Source organism: Desulfovibrio intestinalis (genome assembly GCF_014202345.1).
In the GTDB taxonomy this organism is placed as follows: Bacteria; Desulfobacterota; Desulfovibrionia; order Desulfovibrionales; family Desulfovibrionaceae; genus Desulfovibrio; species Desulfovibrio intestinalis.
In genome coordinates, this window is the sequence record NZ_JACHGO010000006.1 from 165,908 (window position 1) to 186,935 (window position 21,028).

At 57.3% G+C, this 21,028-nt stretch carries 18 protein-coding genes; 12 read left to right on the forward strand and 6 right to left on the reverse strand.

What is annotated here, in order from left to right; translation table 11 throughout:
• Positions 1-160 precede the first annotated feature (160 nt).
• The 9 genes from hisH (at position 161) to HNQ38_RS10630 (ending at position 9,198) form a co-directional block, all read left to right on the forward strand.
• Positions 161-811: an imidazole glycerol phosphate synthase subunit HisH gene (gene hisH / locus HNQ38_RS10590; RefSeq protein ID WP_183720446.1), complete on the forward strand. Its 651-nt coding sequence runs from the start codon at positions 161-163 to the stop codon at positions 809-811.
• A complete protein-coding gene (gene hisF / locus HNQ38_RS10595) occupies positions 801-1,580 on the forward strand; it encodes an imidazole glycerol phosphate synthase subunit HisF (RefSeq protein WP_183720448.1) in 780 nt (259 codons plus the stop codon). The genes hisH and hisF overlap by 11 nt, the downstream gene beginning before the upstream one ends.
• A 383-nt stretch (positions 1,581-1,963) precedes the next feature.
• A complete protein-coding gene (larE, locus tag HNQ38_RS10600) occupies positions 1,964-2,989 on the forward strand; it encodes an ATP-dependent sacrificial sulfur transferase LarE (RefSeq protein ID WP_246388107.1) in 1,026 nt (341 codons plus the stop codon).
• A 124-nt stretch (positions 2,990-3,113) separates the two neighbouring features.
• Entirely contained in the window at positions 3,114-3,380 is a 267-nt protein-coding gene (locus tag HNQ38_RS10605; RefSeq protein WP_183720843.1) for a hypothetical protein, read from the forward strand.
• Positions 3,381-3,642: 262 nt separating this feature from the next.
• Entirely contained in the window at positions 3,643-4,056 is a 414-nt protein-coding gene (locus tag HNQ38_RS10610) for an FmdB family zinc ribbon protein (RefSeq protein ID WP_183720451.1), read from the forward strand.
• A 7-nt stretch (positions 4,057-4,063) separates the two neighbouring features.
• Positions 4,064-5,374: an adenylosuccinate lyase gene (gene purB, locus HNQ38_RS10615; RefSeq protein WP_183720454.1), complete on the forward strand. Its 1,311-nt coding sequence runs from the start codon at positions 4,064-4,066 to the stop codon at positions 5,372-5,374.
• A 32-nt stretch (positions 5,375-5,406) separates the two neighbouring features.
• Positions 5,407-5,964 (forward strand): orotate phosphoribosyltransferase, encoded by a 558-nt coding sequence (pyrE, locus tag HNQ38_RS10620; RefSeq protein WP_183720819.1) that lies wholly within the window; start codon positions 5,407-5,409, stop codon positions 5,962-5,964.
• Positions 5,912-8,449, forward strand: a complete 2,538-nt coding sequence (locus tag HNQ38_RS10625; protein WP_246388108.1) for a L,D-transpeptidase family protein — start codon at positions 5,912-5,914, stop codon at positions 8,447-8,449. Before pyrE ends, HNQ38_RS10625 begins: the two co-directional genes overlap by 53 nt.
• Positions 8,446-9,198, forward strand: coding sequence for a hypothetical protein (locus HNQ38_RS10630; protein WP_183720457.1), 753 nt, complete (start codon positions 8,446-8,448; stop codon positions 9,196-9,198). Before HNQ38_RS10625 ends, HNQ38_RS10630 begins: the two co-directional genes overlap by 4 nt.
• A gap of 543 nt (positions 9,199-9,741) precedes the next feature.
• Here the strand turns inward: HNQ38_RS10630 and HNQ38_RS10635 are convergent.
• On the reverse strand, positions 9,742-10,644 hold the full coding sequence (locus tag HNQ38_RS10635; protein ID WP_183720460.1) for an AraC family transcriptional regulator: 903 nt from the start codon (positions 10,642-10,644) through the stop codon (positions 9,742-9,744).
• Between the two features lie 203 nt (positions 10,645-10,847).
• Between HNQ38_RS10635 and HNQ38_RS10640 the strand changes: the two genes are divergently transcribed.
• Together HNQ38_RS10640 and HNQ38_RS10645 are read left to right on the forward strand one after the other, a co-directional pair.
• Positions 10,848-11,297 carry a GyrI-like domain-containing protein gene (locus HNQ38_RS10640; RefSeq protein WP_183720463.1) on the forward strand — a complete coding sequence of 150 codons (450 nt, stop codon included), beginning with the start codon at positions 10,848-10,850 and terminating at the stop codon, positions 11,295-11,297.
• A 356-nt stretch (positions 11,298-11,653) separates the two neighbouring features.
• Complete coding sequence (locus tag HNQ38_RS10645) at positions 11,654-11,881, forward strand: hypothetical protein (protein WP_183720466.1); 228 nt, start codon at positions 11,654-11,656, stop codon at positions 11,879-11,881.
• 81 nt (positions 11,882-11,962) lie between these two features.
• Here HNQ38_RS10645 and HNQ38_RS10650 read toward each other — a convergent pair whose 3' ends face one another.
• Positions 11,963-13,312: a TIGR03013 family XrtA/PEP-CTERM system glycosyltransferase gene (locus tag HNQ38_RS10650; RefSeq protein WP_183720469.1), complete on the reverse strand. Its 1,350-nt coding sequence runs from the start codon at positions 13,310-13,312 to the stop codon at positions 11,963-11,965.
• Positions 13,313-13,634: 322 nt separating this feature from the next.
• A complete protein-coding gene (locus HNQ38_RS10655; RefSeq protein WP_183720472.1) occupies positions 13,635-14,804 on the reverse strand; it encodes a glycosyltransferase family 4 protein in 1,170 nt (389 codons plus the stop codon).
• 291 nt (positions 14,805-15,095) lie between these two features.
• On the opposite strand from HNQ38_RS10655, the gene HNQ38_RS10660 reads away from it, so the two are divergent.
• Complete coding sequence (locus HNQ38_RS10660) at positions 15,096-16,118, forward strand: NAD-dependent epimerase/dehydratase family protein (protein ID WP_183720475.1); 1,023 nt, start codon at positions 15,096-15,098, stop codon at positions 16,116-16,118.
• Between the two features lie 666 nt (positions 16,119-16,784).
• Here HNQ38_RS10660 and HNQ38_RS10665 read toward each other — a convergent pair.
• The 3 genes from HNQ38_RS10665 to HNQ38_RS10675 form a co-directional block, all read right to left on the reverse strand.
• Positions 16,785-17,678, reverse strand: a complete 894-nt coding sequence (locus HNQ38_RS10665) for an alpha/beta hydrolase (protein ID WP_221277879.1) — start codon at positions 17,676-17,678, stop codon at positions 16,785-16,787.
• Between the two features lie 140 nt (positions 17,679-17,818).
• Positions 17,819-20,125, reverse strand: coding sequence for a hydratase (locus HNQ38_RS10670; protein ID WP_183720478.1), 2,307 nt, complete (start codon positions 20,123-20,125; stop codon positions 17,819-17,821).
• A gap of 48 nt (positions 20,126-20,173) precedes the next feature.
• Complete coding sequence (locus HNQ38_RS10675) at positions 20,174-20,863, reverse strand: LysE family translocator (protein WP_183720481.1); 690 nt, start codon at positions 20,861-20,863, stop codon at positions 20,174-20,176.
• Between the last annotated feature and the right edge of the window lie 165 nt (positions 20,864-21,028).

Here is a 21,028-nt window from a genome sequence, read left to right on the forward strand (position 1 = left end):
ACAGGCGCAGGCCAATTCTGCGGATTGCGCCATCCCGGCGTCGTGTCCGCCATCGTGGGGCGCGTTGCCTGCCGCGCGGCAAAAATGTATGCTCACCCCTTCTCTGCGCACAAGGCAGTCTGGGGCTCACCGGGGCTGCGCAACAAAGTAAGGAAGCACCATGCTGGCCATTTTGGACTACAAGGCGGGCAATCAGACGAGCGTGCGCCGCGCTCTGGAGCATCTGGACATACCATGCGTCATAACTGCGGACCCCGCAACGCTCGAACGTGCCGAAGGAATTATCTTTCCCGGCGTGGGAGCGGCCGGGCAGGCTATGGGCGCTCTGGCAGAAGCCGGAATGGACGAAGCCCTGCGTCAGGTTGTGCGCAGGGGGCAACCTCTGCTTGGCATATGCCTTGGTTGTCAGATTTTGCTGCAAAGCAGTGAGGAAAACGACACCACCACCCTTGGCATCGTGCAAGGCGTCAGCCGCCGCTTTGAGGATAATATGCTTCAGGAGGACGGTACTCCCGCTCCAATTCCCCACATGGGCTGGAACAGCATTGAAGCCGTGGCTCCCTGTGTTCTGCTTGAGGGCATTGAACCCGCGGCGGCATACTACTTTGTTCACAGTTATTATGTTGATCCCGATCCTTCTCTTGTGCTGGCCACCACTACCTACGGGCGCACTTTTTGCTCGCTTTACGGGCGCGAAGGTCTTTGGGCCGCCCAGTTTCACCCGGAAAAAAGCGGAAGGCCCGGCCTGAAACTGCTGCGCAATTTTTATGATTACTGTCTGAACTCCCGGGAGGCGCGTCATGCTCAGTAAGCGGGTAATTCCCTGTCTGGATGTGCGCAATGGCCGCCTGACCAAGGGTGTCAAATTTGTGGGCAATGAAGACATCGGCGACCCTGTGGAAAGCGCCCGCCGTTATTATGAAGAAGGCGCGGACGAAATCGTCTTTTACGACATTACGGCTTCTGCCGAGGCCCGCGGCATTTTTCTTGATGTGGTCGAGCGCGTGGCAGAGCAGATATTCATTCCTTTTTCCGTAGGCGGCGGCATTTCCAGTGTGGCCGACATGCGCGCCGTATTGCTGGCAGGGGCCGAAAAGGTTTCTATCAATTCAGCGGCGGTGAAGGATCCCCACCTTATCAGCCAGGGGGCGGACGCCTTTGGTTCGCAGGCTGTGGTGGTGGGAATGGATGTGCTGGCCGTGCCTGTGAGCCCTGAAATTCCTTCCGGTTACGAGATCGTCATTCACGGCGGGCGCAAGCGCATGGGGCTGGACGCCATTGCCTGGGCGCGGCGTTGTCAGGAATTGGGCGCAGGCGAATTGTGCGTTAACTCCATCGATGCAGACGGCACCAAGGACGGCTACGAGCTCAAGCTTACCCGCGCCATTGCCGATGCCGTGTCCCTGCCCGTCATTGCTTCCGGCGGCGCTGGCGAACCCCGTCACATGCTTGAGGCCGTGACCACGGGCGGGGCTTCGGCGGCTCTTATTGCATCCATTGTGCACTACGGGCAGTATAGTATCCGCCAGTGCAAAGAATACATGGCCGCCCACGGGGCCAAGATGCGTCTGACCTGGTAGGCGCAGGGGCAGAAAGTTTTTGTGGTGCAGGGCGTGCAAACTCCCTGCACTTTTTTTAGGAAAACGCTGATTTATTTCGTTTGGCGGCGTTACTTCACTTTTTTTGAAACAATCGAGGACGGAAGAGTCCACGCCTGTTTCAAAAAAAGGTCGCGCCTTGCCAAACGAAATAACTGCGCGTTTTCGGAGGTTCTTTTGGTAGTGCTTCCTCAGCTTCGCGGCGCGCGCAGCCCAGTAGGCTTTATCCGTTCAGCCCGTCAGTTCCGCCCACGGGCCAATCCACTGATTCAGCCCATTGGGCCAATACCTTGGAGTGGCCCCTTGGGGCATCGACCGGGCAGACAGGAACACATCATTATATATGGATGACAAGGAAGAAATATATGGATGAAAGGAATGAAACCATAAATCCGGCTTCCACGGTAAAGGCTTTTGCGCCGGAATCGCCGTTGGTTTCTTGCAGCGGAATGCGGCCCGAAAATCTGCCAGAGGAATTGACGCGCGTTCTGCGCGTTCTGCCGCCGCTGGTGGTTGCGCTTTCCGGCGGTATAGACAGCCGTTTTCTCTGTCATGCCGCTCAGCTGTGCGGTTGCGACGTGCTGGCTGTTCACGCTCGCGGGCCGCATATTCCGGCTGGCGAAAGCGCCTGGGCGCTTTCCTGGGCCCAGCGCCGTGGGCTGCCCTTGCTCGTGGTGGATTTTGATCCCCTGCCTCTGCCCGAAGTGGCCAACAACAGCCAGGAGCGCTGTTACGCCTGCAAGGCAGGGTTGCTGGCTGCCATTGGCGCGGCTCTGGCGCAGGCCGGGCAGCCGGGGCGTACCCTTTGCGATGGCAGTAACGCCGATGATCTTAATGCATTCCGCCCCGGATTGCGTGCGCTCAAAGAGGCGGGAGTGGTTTCGCCCCTTGCGCAGGCAGGCATGAGCAAGGCTGCCATTCGTGCTGCGGCCCGGGCCACGGGGCTGGACGATCCCGGGCAGCGCGCGCGCCCCTGCTTGCTTACCCGTTTGGCCTATGGGCTTGAGCCGCAAAGAGAAACACTGGTTCGTCTGGCTGCTGCCGAAGAGGACCTGGCAGCCTTGATGCTGCCTGACCTGTCCCCTGCTGGCGTGGCGGTAATGCCGGATGCCGCAAGCCCGGCTGCTGCACAGTGCCCGGACGCCAAAGCCACGAAAGGCGGAAGCGGTGCAACGCACAGGCCGTGTACGGGGCAGGGCAGGGAGACTACGGCCTCCGCATTGGGCGACCTGCGTTTGCGTCTCACGCCACGGCCAGTGCTTCAGGTGGAAAACCTGCCCCCAGAATTTGCGGGCAAGGTGGAAGAAATTCTTGCGCGGCACGGGTTCGTTGATTGCGAGCTGCGGGTGGGGCAGGGAATCAGCGGATTTTACGATCAACAGAAGGGTTGATTGTAGCGGTGGTTAGCTTTGAAGAGATTGGTGAATAAGAGGTGGTATGTTGCTGTGCGCGTGGCTGTGTGCAAGGTCATGCTCTGCATGAGACGCCCATGCTGCGAACTGGCAGGGGAAGTGTGTGAAGTTTTTGAAACGCATAACTTGCGGAAGCGGCACTGACCCGAACGGCAAAAAGCGCGCCTGTGGCGCATTCTGGCATATGGTGCTGGACTTTGCCGCAGAAAGAGCCTATGAATACCCACTTATATCAATGGGGCTCACCCCGGAGGGAATTATGGCTCACAAGAAAATCGAACGTAAAAAAGAACTTGATCGTCGCCGTCAACGCCGTGCCCAGCGCCTGAAGCAGCGCGTGCGTGAAGCCAAGGCTGCTGCCAAGGCCTAGTTTTTGTGAAGGCCCATAGGGCCGTGTCGCTTTGGTGGGGGCTGCATCGGCAGCAGCCCTCTTGCGCCATGCGCAAGTTCAAACTGGCTGAAGCGCGCTCTGGCAAATTCGCACACAGGCTCCCGGCCGCCGGATATGGCTATTAAACTCCGGCGCGGCGGGATGTAGGCATTTGGCAAGCGACACATAACTTCCAGCGTGCGGTCGGCGCGGCCGGGCTCGGTGGGGTCAGGCAGCGCAGCAACCGTCTTTTAGCGTAATCATGCCTATTTACGAATACCAATGTCCCCAGTGTCAGCATCGCTTTGAGGAGTGGGTGAAAAGCCCTTCCGATCAGGGCGAAGAACCCTGCCCCAAATGCGGAACAGCCGCGCCGCGCATCATGTCGCAAACCTCCTTTGTGCTCAAGGGCGGCGGCTGGTATGTTGACGACTACGGCTACCGCAAGGGAGTAAAGGAAGAAGGCTCGTCTTCCGCATCTTCCACACCTTCGGAGGCGTCCGCGCCGTCCGGCGCAGCTGAAACAACCTCCACGCCCGCCAAGGGTGCAGAGAGTGCCGCCAGCAGCGCCGCAGCATCTTCCGGGGCAGCAAAGGCACCCGCTGCCGCGCCCGCTCCGGTGGCCGCACCCGCAACCCCGGCCCCCAAGGCCAGCGCCGCCAAACCGACCTCATGAGGCTGTCATGATAGAACGTTACTCCCGCCCGGAAATGGGCAACATCTGGACATTGGAAAACCGCTATCAGGCATGGCTTGACGTTGAAGTTGCCGTGTGCCGGGCCTGGAGCGAAATGGGCCGCATTCCCGCTGAGGCCGTGAAGACCATCAGCGAAAAAGCCGCCATCGACGTTGATCGCATTCTTGAAATTGAAGAAGTGACCCGTCATGACGTCATCGCCTTCTTGACCTCGCTTGAAGAAAAAGTCGGGCCGGACGCGCGCTACATTCACCTGGGCTGCACCTCGTCCGACATTGTCGACACAGCCAACGCCCTTTTGCTGGTGCAGGCGGGCGAACTTATCATCCGTGACATCCGCACGCTTCTGCAAAGCATTGAAACCCTGGCGCGCAAGCACAAGGGTTTGTTGTGCATGGGCCGCACCCACGGCATCCATGCCGAACCCACCAGCTTTGGCCTCAAAATGGCCGGGTTTTACGCCGAGTTTTCGCGTCATCTGGTGCGGGTTGAAGCCGGGCTTGAGAGCGTGCGTGTGGGCAAAATTTCCGGCGCAGTGGGCACCTACGCCTTTTTGTCGCCCGAGCTGGAACAGCGCGCCCTGGCCCATCTGGGTCTTGGCGTTGATCCGCATTCCACCCAGATCATTCAGCGCGACCGCTATGCGCACTTCTTCACTTCGCTGGCCATTCTTGGCGGCGGCATAGAACGCCTCTGCGTGGAACTGCGCCATTTGCAGCGCACCGAAGTGCTGGAAGTGGAAGAAGGTTTTGCCAAGGGCCAGAAAGGCTCCTCGGCCATGCCGCACAAAAAGAATCCCATTTCTGCCGAAAACATGACCGGGCTTTCACGCCTGCTGCGCACCAATGCCTTGGCAGCGCTTGAAAATCAGGCTCTCTGGCACGAACGCGACATCAGCCATTCTTCGGTGGAGCGCGTCATCATGCCCGACTCCACAATTCTGGCAGACTACATCCTGAGCCGCCTCACCCGCCTTCTGGACGGGCTGGTGGTCAAGCCCGAGCGTATGCGCGAAAATATGGACCGTTCTTTTGGACTGTATTTTTCGCAGCGTGTGCTCACGGCCCTTATTGCTACCGAAATGCCGCGCCAGCAGGCGTACGAAGCCGTGCAGCGCCTTGCCATGCAGAGCTGGGAAACCCGCGTGCCCTTCCCCGATCTTGTGCGCGGCGATGCTGACATGCATTCCCGCCTGGGTGAAGCAGCCCTGAATGAGCTTTTTGATCCTTCCTACTACCTGCAGCACGAGGACGAAATTTTCGCCCGCGTGTTCGACAACAAGCCTGTACAGGGCTAGCCGAGGTCGTCATGAGCGCCGTTGAAGAACAAATGATGGAACTCAAGCGCCGTCTGGCGCGCCTGCTGGTGGAAAAATCTTATCGGGAAGGCGATTTTGTGCTGGCCTCGGGCCGCCGAAGCGATTATTATTTCGACTGTCGTGTCACGGCCTTGCATGCCGAAGGTTCGTGGCTGATCGGCACGTTGTTCAATCATATGCTCAAAGACCTTGATATCAAGGGCGTGGGCGGCATGACCCTGGGTGCGGACCCTCTGGTTTCCTCCACAACGGTCATTTCGCATGAGCAAGGCAGACCCTTGAACGGGCTGCTGGTGCGCAAGGAGGCCAAGGGCCACGGCACCGGACAGTATGTTGAGGGACTTGGCAATTTTGAGGCTGGCGACCGTGTCGCCATGCTGGAAGATGTGGTCACCACGGGCGGTTCGCTGCTCAAGGCTTGTCATAGAATAACCGATGCGGAACTGAACATTGTTGCCGTGTGCGCTATTCTGGACAGGGAAGAAGGTGGCCGTGAAAAGCTCCGTGAGGCGGGATATGAACTGCTTGCCCTCTTCACCCGCGCGGAACTGGTGGCCCTTGCGCGCTGACCCTGCCAACATGGTGGGCAGCGCTACAGCTTGCCTGGCTGTCGTGTTTCGCTGTTTCCGAATCGCCTTCCTGCCCGCCTTGCGCGGGCTTACAGGTATCTTGGCGCTGCTTTTGTGCGCCCTTGCGCCCTTGGCCGTCAGCGCCGCCGAATGGCAGCCTTCGTTGTATAATGAAGGCTTGCCTTCGCATCTGGTGGCTGTGGACAAGAACCGCCAGACCTTCATGTTTTTCGAAAAGAAAAGCCCTCTCAAACTCCGTTTCAGTTATCCCTGCACCACAGGACAATTGCCCGGCGACAAACAGGTTCTCAACGACCTGCGCACCCCGGAAGGCATTTATTTTGTGGAATACAAGATCGCTAACGGGCTGGATTTCAAAGAGTACGGCGGCATAGCCTACACGCTCAACTACCCCAACCCTGTCGACAAGCTCCGCGGCAAAACAGGCCATGGCATCTGGATTCACAGCAAGGGATTCGGCATTGAGCCCCTTTCCACGCGTGGTTGCGTTGCCATCGGCCTCAAGGAAATCGACGAGGTGGGGCCAAGCCTCGTACCCGGCACGGCGGTAGTGCTGGCGGAAAAGCTGGACGAGAACACCATTCTGCAGGCTGACAGCAATTCGGCCCGGGAGCTGCGGCGGCTTATGCAGGCGTGGAGCAACGCCTGGGCTGCGCGCTCGGACAAGATGTTCGAGTTTTATGACCCCGAATCCTACACCAAGGCCATGTCTGAAAGCTTTGCCGCTTTCAAGCTCAACAAGGAGCGGCTGTTCAAGGTTCTCGGCTTTATTAAAATTTACAACCGCAAAATCCACGTGCTCGAAGGCCCCGGCTATTGGGTGACCTGGTCCGAGCAGTTTTACGCGGCTTCCAACCTTTCCACCGAAGGCGTGCGCCGTCTCTACTGGCAGCGCGGCAAAGACAAAAAATTTCGTATAGTCGGCATGGAGTGGACCCCCCGCGATCTCGGCATGCGCGCCGCGTACCAGCGTGGTCAGCTTGTGGCGGAGGCTCCCCTGCAGGTGGCATCGGACGCTGATTCCGAAGCGCCGCTGCCGCCGCGTCTGGATATGCCGGAAGCCGCTGCTGATGTGGCCGACGCTTCCACGGCAACTGCGGCCTCTGCGGACAGCGGCAAGCTGACCGAAAAGGCCGCGGCTGAAGCAGCAGCACCGGGTAAATCCGTGGCGTTGAGCGATCCTCTTGTGCCGCGCCGCCTGAACGCCCCGCCTCCGGCGGAGGTGAACTGGGGTGCGCGTCCGGCTATGGAAGACTCTGCCAGACAAGCCGCCGAACAGCGCGCGGCTGATGAACAGGCCGCCCGCCAGAAGGCTGAAGAAGAACGCGTTGCCCAGCAGCAGGCCGCCGAGGCCCGTGCGGCTGAAGAGCGCGCGCTTGCTGAAAAAGCCGCTGCTGCCCGCGCTGCCGCCGAAAAGGCCGCTCAGGAAGCGGAAGCCCAACGCCTTGCGGCGCAGCAGGCTGCCGAAAAGCTAGAGGCCGAAAGGCTCGCAGCAGAAAAGCTTGCGCAGGAAAAACTTGCTGCTGACAAGTTGGCGCAAGAAAAGCTTGCTGCCGACAAACTGGCAGCGGAACAGCTTGTGGCGCAACGTGCCGCTCAGGAGCAGGAAGCACAAAAGCTTGCCGCCCTTGCCGCGCAGGATTTGAGCCTGACGCCAGAGGTACGGGCGCAGTTGCATCAGGCCCTGAGTGGATGGGGCGCGGCCCTGGCTTCGCGTTCGCCCTCCCTGGCTGAATTTTACGACCATGCCCGGTATAACCGGGAGCCCGGCACCCCGCGCGGTCAATCGTACAATACCGCCTGGCGCGAACTTGAGAAGCATCTTGGCGCGCCCTGGTTGCGCTATATCAGCCGCAAGCCCGTACTTGAGGTGCAGGACAAGCTGGCCGTCACCCATAGTGAAGAGCTTATAGCCAGTCCCAGCGGCATCAGCGAGGGCGTGCGCACGCTCTGGTGGCGCAGAGGCGACGACGGCGACCTGCGGATTGTGGCTGCCCAATTCAAGCCTCAGGAGCTTGGTCTGGCTGCCGACTACCTCGATCAGGTCAGCGGCGCTGTAAGTGAGGCCCTTGAAGGTTGGCGGCGCGCCTGGGAAGGCGGCCGGCTGGACGAGTATATAGATTACTACGCCAGCAATGCCGTGCAACAGGGCCGTTGGAGCGCCAAAAATATCCGTAATCAGAAAGAACTTCTGTGGAGCCGCGTCAAGCCCACGCTCGTGCAGCTTTCAGGCCTGCGGCTTGTGGTGGACAAGCAGGGTATTCGCGCTGACATGAACCAGACGTATGCCGACAGTTCGGGCAACAGCGACCGGGGCACCAAGACCCTGTTGCTCCAGTATGACGGCAAGCAGTGGCGCATTGCGCGTGAAGACTGGGCTGCTACACCAGCGACTCCCTCTGCTCCCGGCGGCCAGACTGACATGGCTCAGGCCCGTGCCGCCAGCCAAGGGGCCAGACCTTGAAATACAAGGAAAGCCTTTCCATCATTTTTATGAGGGATAACGGCCCCCGGCGCAGTTTTCGCGTCCGCCGGGGCCGTTTTTACGCAGCGCTGTTTTTCTTCGCCTGCCTGCCGATTCTTAGTGGCGGCCTTGGCTGGCAATGCTGGAAACTCTGGCAGGAAAACGCCACCTTGCGGGCCAACATGCTGCGCTTTGAAAGCGACTATCAAGAGGCGCAGGCCACCGCAGAGCGTCTTGAACACCTTGAAGAGCTGTTGCGTGAAGAAGACGTGCAGGGACGCACCCTGGTGCTGCGCCGTCTGGGCGGCGAAGATGTTGCCACACCCGCTGAAACTGCCGCCCCTGACAAGGAAGATAACGGAAAAGCTGAAGCGCCGCGCGGCATGGAAGGACCGGGGCATGAAGAGTTTCCTGCCATTGACCTTGATTATGTGAAGGTGGGGAATGTGCAGGTGCGCGCGCTGCGCGGCGGAAAGTTGCGAATTGCCCTCGATTTGCGTAATACTGACAGTCAGCGACTGGCCGCAGGTACGGTTTCCGGCACGTTGCTCACTGCCGACGGCACAAAACATCCCCTGAGTTTTGATCCTGAAAATGTGGGTGATTTTCGCATCAGCCGTTTCAAGCGCACCGTCATTGTTGTGCGCCTGCCGGGGCGGCTCAATCTGGTCAATGCCCAGGTGATTGTTGAAGTGCGCAATCAGGACGACAGTGTGGTGTTTCGCAATATTTTTCCTGTCGAGCAATAATACCCGCAATGCCACTTTTTCTTGTTTGAGTATTTAATTTTGAATTGCTTTGTGGGGGAGGGACGCTTTTGTAAAAGGGTCTCCTCCCCCACACCCTCTCCCCTTAACACTCCTATTTTTATTCAGTAAACGACATAAAGCCCTCTTTTTGAGACGAGGGTTGACCTAGGCAGCTCCTTTCGAAATTCTTTTCGGACAGCATGTCGCTTCGCGGTTGAGCTGCCGGAAAGTGTTGTCGCGCGCGTCTTTTCGGGCATTTTTGTTCTGAACTTCATATTTATTTCTGCATGATAGTGTTAATATGTTGCAAGTTTAAAAGGCCCATCCTGCCTGATGTACAAGAAAATGAGCCCTGACGGCGCAGTCGTATGCAAAACGGCCCTGCTCATGACGGAAGCGAACTCTTGAGTACGCAACCGGATGAATAGGATCGTTTTCTATATTGGACGCAACCGCTGAAGCGTGATGGCTGTTAGAGCATGTTTGAACTACTCGCCTGAGCAATGGTGCTTTAAAAACTCAGGCCCGCCTTATGCTAATCCATTATGTCTTGAGCGGAATAAAAATCTCTGTCAGCAGATTTTCAGGCGCAGTCGTTTCCGGGGAATTGTAGTACGCCTCAAAGCCCGGGTCATTGGTAGGTTCGCGCCCGCTCTGCGGCAGCCACATGCCAAAGAGAGAGCGATAGGCCGGGTGCAAGTAATCGTAAGGGCCATGCACCGTTACGGCCACATATTCGCATTCGCCGCCAATATGCCGCAGAAATATTTCCTTGTTGCGCAGCAGTTCGCGCACCTGTGGACTTTCCTGGGTCGCGGATGCGGGCAGACTTATGCAGGCGTCCATACGGCATTTTTGCTCGGGCGTCAGGTCTGGGTTGTCATAGCTGACGCCGTAGGCAACGGTGTGTTGTCCCAAAAGGCCCGTTGGGGCTATGGCGGCCATCAATTGCTGCCAGGCAGTGCCAGAATCGTTGTAGGGCCCCGTGTGGCGGATGGCGGCCACCAGCACTGGCGGAAATTTTACAAGCCGGAAGTCCAGGGCAGACGCGCCAACAATCTGATGGTGAAAAAGCGGCGCATCTGGATTTTTTTGACGCGCCCGCGTCAGGTGGCCGCCAGAACGGCGGTACTCCGAAGGCAAGGTAGTAAAGTGCGCGCGAAAGGCCCGGGTAAAGGCGTCCACACTTTCGTAGCCAGCATCAAGAGCTATCTGCGTGATGGGTTCGCCGGTATGCGCAACCTGTAGGGCAGATCTTTCAAGCAGCAAACGGCGCACATAGGCGGCAACGCCTTCACCGACCATTGATGAGAATATTCTGTGAAAATGGTAAGGAGAAAAGCAGGCAATATCTGCCAACTCCGTAAGATCCGGGCGCGTGCCAAGGGTCTTTTCAATATGCCGCAACACGCGGTTGATACGGTCCTGATACGACATTTTTTCCATATTTTCTCCAGCATACGCTATCTTTGCGGCAGGCACACCTTGGCAAGGTGACCGGAACCGCAAAAAAAGTCGAGCGGCTTTACGGGAATTGCGGCACTGTACACAGAACGCGCCGTGGTGGTTCTTTGAGCCCAGGTTCGTCTGGCGGGGCTGCGCTGCCCCGCAAGTTAACCGCATTTGCAATACATACAGGGAGTAATCACATGGGCGATTTTAATGTAACAGTGGTGGATTATGAGGCAAAGCATCTGACTGGCATCAAGGTGCGTACCAGCATGTCCAAAGCCCAGCAGGACTGCCCTGCCATTTGGGGAAAACTTTGCCCCAAGATTGCGGGAATCGAAGCCACGCCCGGCTACGGTGTGGCCATCATGCTTAATGAAGTGGACTTTGACTACTGGGCTGCCGTGGAAGCCCCGGAAGGTCAGCTTTCTGCAGATATGGAGCATGTGGATATTCCGGCGGGAAAGTACGCGGTTTGCAGCGTGCCCAATCTGGCGAGCCTTGGGGAGGCGTACACGTTTATTTTTGAAAAATGGCTCGGCAGCCAGCAAACATATGCCTATAACGCACAGGCCCCCTGTTTTGAACTGTACCCTGCCCATTGGAACCCGGAAGCGGCCTTCAGCATTTATGTGGCCGTAAAAGGATAAAATTTCGCAGCAATTTCGCAGCAATTTTGCAGGATTAAATTAAAAATCCCCGTTGGGCAGTTTGGCGGCAATCTGTCTGACGGGGGTGCAAAATATCAAGTTGCCGTCAAGAGTAGATTAACTTTGAAATGCACTACATTTCAAAGTTGTCATTCTGCCGAAAAATGCGATTTTCGGCAGCATCTACGACGCGTTGCACGCTTGTGCAGCGTTAGAGCATTCAAATTTTTTCAAAGTTAAAATGCTCTAGCAGAGCGCGAGCTCTGTGGGTCCTGCCCATAACCTGTCTTCAACCTACCCCTAGCCTGTCTGTACATTGATACAGCGGGCAGGTCGGGCTTGGAGCACGGGTAGGATTGTTTGAACGCAAACGTCCTTACAAGGGCAAACAGAAGCAAGATTTGTATGGCTGCATTTTTGCTGTGGCAACGTCAAACGGCCCTTTTCTGGCAGAAGCGAGCTTTTATGCACGCAACCGCAAAGAAAAGGGCCGTTTTCAATTTTTGAGGCAAAATCTTCTAGAGCAGATTAATTTTGAAAATGTGTATTTTCAAAATTTAATACACGCTTGTTACGGCGTTTAACCGCGCAAATAAATAGCGCTTACGCCTCCACGGCGGGCGTCTGCTCACGCAGCCACCTGAGCATTTCAAAGTTGAAATGCTCTAGCGCGCGCCCTTGGGAAAAAGCACCACGCCAATGGTCTTGAACACAATATTGATGTCCAGCAGCAGAGACATGTTTTTAATGTAATACAGGTCGTATTCCAGCTTGCGGCGGGCGTCTTCCTCAGAAGCGCCATAGGGGTAGCAAACCTGCGCCCATCCGGTCAGGCCCGGCTTGATAGTGTGGCGCAGGCTGTAATAGGGAATGGTTTCCTTGAGTTTCTGCACAAAGGCCATGCGCTCGGGGCGGGGGCCGATGAAGCTCATATCGCCCTTGAGGATGTTCCATATCTGCGGCAGCTCGTCTATGCGCACCTTGCGGATAAAGCGGCCAAACCGGGTTACGCGGGCATCGCCTGCGCTGGCCCACACGGCACCGTCTTTTTCGGCGTCTGCCCGCATAGAGCGGAACTTGTACACAGTAAATTCCTTTTCAAACAGGCCCACTCGATCCTGTTTGTAAATGACCGGACCGGGCGATTCCAGGCGTACAATAAGGGCAGTCAGCAGCATGATTGGCGTGGCGGGTATGAGCAGCAGCAGCGAGATAAGCATATCCAGCGCGCGCTTGAGCCGACGCAGCGAACCACGCGTGTTCAGCGAAAAACCCTCAGCCTGCAACAGCCATTCGTCCGTGAGTTGTGAAAGGGGCAGGCGTTGCACCACATGCTCGTAAAAACTGCGAATATCCACAACCATCGTGCCGCGCAGCTTGGCTTCAAGCAGTTCGTGCGCAATATCGTCGTCAATGGGCGCATCGGGCAAGAGCAGAATCATTGTGGCCTTTTTTTCCTGCGCTATGTCCAGAGCAAGAAAGGGCGGGCCAAGGCAGGGGCCAGCGTCCGGGCCCTGATCGCGTTCGCCCACATAGCCGATGATTTCGGCCTGCGGCAGCCCTTCGGCCAGCAGCTGACGCACCTTGCCCGCCCGGTCAACGCCCACAAGCAAAATACGCAGGGGATGGGTGAGCTTGTCGGCATTAAGGTGGTAAAGCCAGCGCCAGAGCAGGCTGAAGCTGAAAGAAAGCACAAAGAGCATGACAACGGTTTCGCGGTCAAAGCGCCAGTGCTGGAATGCGTATGAGGCCGTAGCCGAAGAAATGATACCAAGCAGGCAGGCTACAAGCACGCGGCCCGTGGTTTCCTTGAAGTCTTCCTGACCCACGCTGTAGGCGTCAAGAATGTAGAAAAACAGCATGTAAAAGAAAATGGTAAAGAGCGTGGCTCCGGTATAGTCGTCAAAAACGCTCAGGTCCGGGGCAATCGTGGTCAGGCCGGAAATTGTCAGGGCTAGCAGAATGCAGACCAGGTCCAGCGCCTGCAAAAGTCCCATACGATAGCTGCTTATCATTGCAAATTATCCTCTAAGGGAGATATTTGGTCAGTTTTCACTCGTTCGCCTTGGCTAGACTGCCGTTTTCACATCGTGCATACCAGAAAAAGCGGCTTGGCAGTACTACATACTGCGCAGGCGTTTTTTCTGAGGGCATGCCAGCCGAAAACAGCGCTTTACGCGCGGCGTCCTGATGAAGCCTGACGCTGGCTTTACAAATATGTGTTCCTGCCTGGGCAGGCCCGGAGGCAAAGCCGGACAAGGACTCTTTCTAAATAATTCTTTTGTCCGATTAGCTGCGCCACGGCGTCCCTTGTGGTAGCCCGGCGCTGCAAAACGTTTATTGCGCCGCGCCGTTGGATTTTGGCACTACGGGCACACGCATATCTTCAAGAATGTGCGCGGCCACCTTTTCAGCGTCAAAATCGTTCAAGGCCATCTGGCGTCCGGCGGCACCCATGCTGGTCATGAGGTCAGGCCGCAGAATAAAGGATTCAAGAGCCGCGGCAAGGGCCTTAGGGTCGCGCAAGGGTACAAGGTAGCCGTTATAACCTTCGCGCACAACCTCGCGGCAGCCCGGAGCATCCGTAACTACGGCGGCGCGGCCCATGCTCATGCCTTCCATAATGGAAGTGGGCGTGCCTTCTCGCCACGAAGGCAGCACCATAACGTGGGCGGCGCTTATGTAGGGGCGCACATCTCTTGTTTCACCAAGGTATTCTATGCCGCCCTGTTCCTGCCACTGGCGTATCTGCTCAAGACTGATGCTGCCAAGTCCCTGTTCTTCGGGGCCAAGCAACAGAAAGCGCGCCTTGGGGTGTTTGGCTTTGAGTTCGTGCGCAGCCTGGGCGTACTCCTCAATTCCTTTGGCTTCCAGCAGGCGGGCCACAAGTAGAAAAACGGGCGGTTCACTCAGCGTGCCGTCTTCGGTAAGGCCGGGCAAGGGTGTGGGGGCGAAGCGGCTGGTATCCACCCCGGTTCCGCGCGCGCGCAAAATGCGGGCACGGGGACCCAGAATTCCGGCCTTGCGGAATACATTGACGTCGTCTTCATTTTGAAAAAATACGCCTTCAGCACCAGAAAGCGCCGTGCGGTAAAGCAGGGCGCTCAAGCGATTGACGCATTTTTTGAAAAAACTGTCAGCCTCAAACGCGTAGCCGAGGCCAGTGATAGTGGCATAAATATGCGGCACGCCAGCCACACGGGCGGCGATGCATCCGTAAATGACGGGCTTGATGGTGGAAGCAAAAAGCAGATCGGGCTTTTCTTCCTTGAAGATACGCAAAAGCGCTCCGGTGGTGCGCAGGTCGTGCAGGGGATTGAGACCTTTGCGGTCCAGCGGGTAGTGCAGCAGGCGCGCGCCCTGGGTCGCCAGCATAGCCTCCGCGCCAGCATCGCCCGGCGGGGCGCAGCAGATTACCTCGTGGCCGGCCTGGAACATGTGGCGCACCAGTACGCTCCAGAAATTGCTCATGGACCTGGCCTGATTGCCCAGAACGATGATCTTCATTTCCTCGCGTCTCCCTTTGGCGCTGGCATCGGTCTGTCACAAAGGCAGGCCGCGCTCGCATGGGAAAGGCTATAGCATCTGAGAGGATAACTGAAAAGGGGGATGTCACCGTCCAAATTCAATTTTGTGCTATCCTGGTGTCAGGCGCGAGGCTGCCCGGTATGGGTACAGCCTTGGTCCGGCCTGCTTTACAGCAATGCCCGACCAGCGTAGAATCAGACAATTCCATCATGGGCAGGCTCAAAGCTTGACCCCTTTCGGAAATAAATCATCGCAAAACAGGACGCAAACATGAGCGCGTATTCCCAATTGTGTGCCTCTATGCAGGCCGCCCCTTCCCGCTGGTTGATTACAGGCGTGGCGGGTTTTATCGGTTCCAATCTGCTTGAGCACCTTTTGAAGATGGGCCAGACCGTTGTGGGGCTGGACAATTTTTTGACCGGTTACCAGAAGAATCTGGACATGGTGCGTGACCTCGTCGGGCCTGAAGCCTGGAGCCGCTTTACTTTCATTGAAGGCGACATTCGCGATATCGATACCTGCCACAAGGCCTGCGAAGGCGTGCAGCATGTGCTGCATGAGGCGGCGCTCGGTTCTGTGCCGCGTTCCATTGACGATCCCTTGCTATCCAACAGCTGCAATATCACGGGCTTCCTGCAAATGATGGTGGCTGCGCGCGATGCCGGAGTCAAAAGCTTTGTCTACGCTGCCTCTTCGTCCACCTATGGCGATTCGCCCGAATTGCCCAAGGTGGAAGACAAGATTGGCCGTCCTCTGTCGCCCTACGCCGTTACCAAGTATGTGGACGAACTTTATGCCGACGTGTTCAGCCGCTGCTACGGCTTTTCCAGTGTCGGGCTGCGTTATTTCAACGTTTTCGGCCAGCGTCAGGATCCCTACGGCGCTTACGCCGCCGTTGTGCCCCAGTGGTTCGCCAGCCTCATCAAGGGCGAGACCGTCTATGTGAACGGTGACGGCGAAACCAGCCGCGACTTCTGCTACATTGAGAATGTGGTGGAGGCCAATCTGCTGGCCAGCTTTGCTGTGGGCGAAGCCACCAATACCATTTACAACGTGGCCTTTGGTCAGCGCACTACCCTGAATGAGCTTTTTGGCCTTATTCGTGAAGAAGTGGCGCGCCATAAGCCGGAAGCTGCCAGCGCCCAGGTCGAACACCGCGATTTCCGCGCTGGCGACGTGCGGCACAGCCTGGCTGACATCAGCCGCGCCGCAACCCGTCTGGGCTATGCTCCCCGCTTTGATGTGCGGCAGGGGCTGCGTCTGGCAGGCGATTGGTACGCCGCCAACCTGTAGTATTGAGCATCAGGCAGGGTTTGCCGGGGCGGGCTGTTGGGTTTTTCCTTAATACGCCGTAGCCTTTTAAAGCAATTTCTTGCCTGAAATGCTTTTGCTGCCGATATAGCGAAAAATAATAAAAAGACCGTCAATCCATTAGATTGGCGGTCTTTTGCGTGAGCAGTGCATGGTTTGCATCTTTTCATTTCAGAAATGACGGCACTGTAAACACGCGTCGAGCAGCATTTCAAGCTCCAATTTTCTGAAGCGCCTAAGCCTTCTACGCGCCCGCGGCCTGCAGTAAAGCTGCTTTCCACAGCGGGCTTGATGTAGAGCGTTGTAACTTTTAAATGTGAAGAAATTTAAAAGAAATTTACTCTGGGCTGTTCTGACCTTCTCATTTCCCAAGGGTTAACCTTCAAGGGCTTTCCATATTCCATCATTGCGCGAGGGCTGCGCGGCTTTTGCTGCGGGAGCTTCCCTCCCTTTGGTCGGGTGATCTCCCTGCGCGCCGCGCAATGCCATCAACGGGCAGGTTCTGGCGTCACGCGAGCGCATAACACTCAGCAAATTCACAACATTTCATTATTGGGCAGAATGACAACTTTGAAATGTAATACATTTCAAAGTCGTTTTGAAGCCGGGCCGCCCGCTCCAAAAACTCTTCAAAAAAGCTAATCGGCTTTAACGTGCCTTGCGTGAAAAAACTTCCCGCAGCCAGCTCAGCCCCTGTTCAAAGGCAGGTTTTGCACCGGGAAAGTTCTCTTCGTCCTTATAGAACTGGATGAAGCCGTGCTCATGCTTGGGGTAAAAAAGAAAGCTGGCCTCGTTGCCGCTTTTTTCAAGCTTTTGCGCGTACTGCCTGCATTCGTCGCTGAGGGGATCAATACCGCCAGCCTGAACAAGCGCGGGCGGAAGATTGCTCAGTTCGGCCCATAGCGGGGCAGCAAGCGGATCATCAATGCTTGTGCCTTCAGCGATATAGGATGAGATCATTACGCTGTTCAGTTCGCGGGTGGGAAAATGCTCGTCGCCAAGCTTTACCCAGGATTCCGTATCCATCCTGTTACTTACGGTGGGGTACATCAACCACTGGCCCTGAAGCTGCGGCCCCTTTCTGTCGCGGGCAAGCAGGGCCAGTGAGGCTGCCAGATTGCCGCCAGCACTGTCGCCGCCGATCACAATTCTTGTTTTGTCGCCACCCAGTTCAGCCGCGTGATCGCTGGTCCAGAGCAGGGCAGCGTATACGTCTTCCAGCCCGGCAGGAAAAGGATGTTCCGGGGCCAGGCGGTAATCTACAGAAACAACAACGCATTTTGCACCGTTGCAAATGCCCCGAAGCAAAACGTCGTGGGTATCAAGGTCGCCGGAAATAAAACCGCCGCCATGCATGAACAAGAAGATCGGCAGGTTTGCTTGCGGGGCTTCCTGCTTGGGGGTGTAAATTCTGAGGGTGATTTTTCGCGCCGGACTGTTTGCCTCAATGCTTATGTCCCTGACGCTCTCAACCTCATCGCCAACGCCTGCCAGAGGAATCATATCCCGGTAGGATTGTCTCATTTCTTCAATTGGATTCATGCCGTAGTCCTTCTAGAGAAGACTAACTTTGAAATGCATTACATTTCAAAGTTAAAATGCTCTAAGCACTGGCCGCCGCTTCCGGTATGTTTCGTCTACCGGAAGCGGCGGCTAGCGTCGTATGTTTTTGGGGTGCGCGCTTACTGCTTGCGTGTGGAATTATAAAAGTTGATCAGGCAGCCGTCGAGAATAATCTGGCGTTCGTCGTCGGTCAGATCCTTGAGGGTCAGGGCTATCTGTTCGGCCTTGCCGCTTTCGCGCACAACATAGGCCAGAATAGTCGGTGCCGCGTCTTTTACGGCCTTGCGCACGTCGGGCACGGCCAGCCAGTCGCCCACCTGAAGCGTTTCAGCCAGATCCGCGTCACCGATAAAGGGCAGCATGCCCCAGTTGATGAGGTTGGAACGGTAGCGCTTGGTCGCGTATTCGACCGCAAGGTTGGCCCAGCCGCCCAGCACTTTCTGGCAAGACGCCGCCTGCTCGCGGGCAGAACCGTCGCCGGGCTTGACCGCAAAGATGGTGGAGCCAAGGCCCACGTTTTTGAGGTCGGCGGCTCCTTGCAGGATATCCAGGCCGCAAAGGGCAAAGAGCGCGCGTGCGCGGGCCACCAGTTCGGGATCAGCCGCATTGGCCAGACGTGCCTTTTCCATCAGGTCAACGGCCTTGGCGCGCTCCACATAGCCGGGATCTTTGCGTGACAGGGTGTATTCCGCCAGTTTGAGGGGATTGGAACGCAGGGACGACGTTTCACCTGAAGGAATAAGTTCGTCCGTTGTGGTCACTGGGTCGGTGATAACGCTGACGACCTGCAACAGCAGGTGATCCGGCAGGGCGCTCATGGCGGGCCAGTCGGCAATATTGGGGCCAAAGACAAGTGGGACTTCCGGCTTGGGGTTGCCAAAACCGTTGTATACACGGCGATGGTAAATAAGCGGCTCAAAGCGGTAGTCGAGGTTAACGTCGGCAAGGCCGGGCGCTGACCAGTCAAGATCCGTGGCGGGCGTCAGGCGGCCGCCGTTGGCAGCCGTGGCCGCGATGGAACGGGCGTCCATAAGGGCAACGGCGGAAAGCTGGCCGTTGGCGGGCTTGGAGCCTTCGCGGTTGGGGAAGTTGCGCGTGGTATGGCGGATGGACAGCGCGCCGTGCGCGGGGGTGTCGCCCGCGCCGAAACAGGGCCCGCAGAAAGCGTTTTTAAGCACAGCGCCAGCAGCCATAAGCTTGGCCGTGGAACCGTTGTTGACGAGCGCAAGCCCCTGCGGTTCGCTGGCGGGGTAGACAGACAGGCTGAAGGCCAGATTGCCAGTGCTTTTGCCATCCAGAATGGCGGCGGCCAGCGTGATGTTTTCAAAGCTGCCGCCAGCGCAGCCAGCAATGATGCCCTGGTCTACCCACAGGCCACCGTCGCGGATTTTACCACAAAGATTCAGCCCCTTGGCGGCGTCGCCAAACTGCTTGCGGGCTTCGTCCTCCACCTGGGCCAGCAGTTCGGAGGCATGCTTTGCCACTTCGGCCACGGGGTAGGCGTTGCTGGGGTGGAAGGGCAGGGCGATCATAGGCACGATCTTGTCCAGATTAATGCGGATGAGCCCGTCATAACAGGCCGGGCCTTCAAGGCGCAGTTCGGCGTAATCATCGGCACGGCCATGCTTTTCAAGGTACTGGCGCACCTTGCCGTCCGTGGTCCATATGGAGGAAAGACAGGTGGTTTCTGTGGTCATGACGTCTATGCCGCAGCGGTATTCCACTGAAAGGCCTTCCACGCCGGGGCCCATAAATTCCAGCACCTTGTTCTTCACAAAGCCGTTTTTGAACACGGCGGCGATGAGCGCCAGGGCCACGTCCTGCGGGCCAACGCCGGGGCGCGGCGCGCCTTCAAGCCAGACCGCGATTTTTTGCGGATTGGCCACATCGTAGGTCTTGCCAAGAATTTGTTTGACCAGTTCCGGGCCGCCTTCGCCGATGGCCATGACGCCAAGAGCGCCGTAGCGGGTGTGGCTGTCAGATCCAAGGATCATGCCGCCGCATTTGGTCATCATTTCACGCACATACTGATGGATGACCGCCAGATGCGGTGGCACAAAAATACCGCCATACTTCTGCGCAGCCGCAAGGCCGAAAAGGTGGTCGTCTTCGTTGATGGTGCCGCCCACGGCGCAGAGGCTGTTGTGGCAGTTGGTGAGGGCGTACGGCACGGGAAATTCAGTCAGGCCGCTGGCGCGGGCGGTCTGGATGATGCCCACATAGGTAATGTCGTGGGAGGCCAGAGCGTCAAAACGGACACGCAACACATCTTCGCCTTCGGGGGCGGTGTTATGCGCAGCAAGAATGCGGGCAGACAGGCTGTTTTTGCGCGCGGCTTCCAAATCCACACCCTTGGCGCGGGCCTCTTCGGCGCTGCGGATGGTGTTTCCGTCAATGACAACGGCATTGCTTATGAGCTCAATCATGTTGGCAGACCTTCCTGCTGGGTTTGGGAGTCGCTGGCGCGACGCTGGTTAGCGGGACTGCGCCGCGGCCAGTTTGAGGCCGAAGGCAATGAAGACGAAACCTGTAAAGCGTTGCAGCCAGAGCTGAAAACGGCTGTTCTCAAAAACATGACGCACACGGCCAAGCATGTAGGCCAGGGGGACGTACCAGAACAGGCACAGGGCCGACATGATGCCGCCAAGCTCCAGAAACTGCGGAGCCAGCGGCGCGTGCGGGTTTGTGAATTGCGGCAGAAATGTCAAAAAAATGATGACAGCCTTGGGGTTCAGGGCATTGGTCAAAAATCCCTGCCAGAAAAAAGACCACCACTGGCGGACCGAAAGGCGCGGTTCCGCAACGGAATTTTCAACCGCTTCGTGAGCGGTTTCGCTGTCACTCGGCGCTGTTTTTACCACAGCGGCGCTTACTGCTCCATTGTTGCGCAGAGCCTGAATGCCAAGCCAGACAAGATAGGCCGCGCCCACGTATTTCAGAATGCTGAACCATAGCACGGACTGGGCAATAATGGCAGATATGCCCAGCATGGCGGCAGTGGTGTGCACGCATACGCCAAGGGCCACGCCGCACGCCGCCGCCTGCCCCTGCGGGCGGCCATTGAGCAGCGAGATTTTGGCAATAAGGGCAAAGTCCGGCCCCGGCAGGATCACCAGTATGGCTGCCATCGGCACGAAGATCAGCAGGGTTTCCAGTGAAATCATGACATAACCTTTTTGGGGAAAAGGGACAGGCTTCAGAATATGGGGCGTATCCCTGTATTTTCGGGCCGCTGCGCATCGCCGTGCAGAAGCCCCATTTTGCTTTGGCTTCAGGAGAAGGGCTTCTTCAGTTGCGGATTGGCCGCACCGGAGTATCCCTTCTCCTGA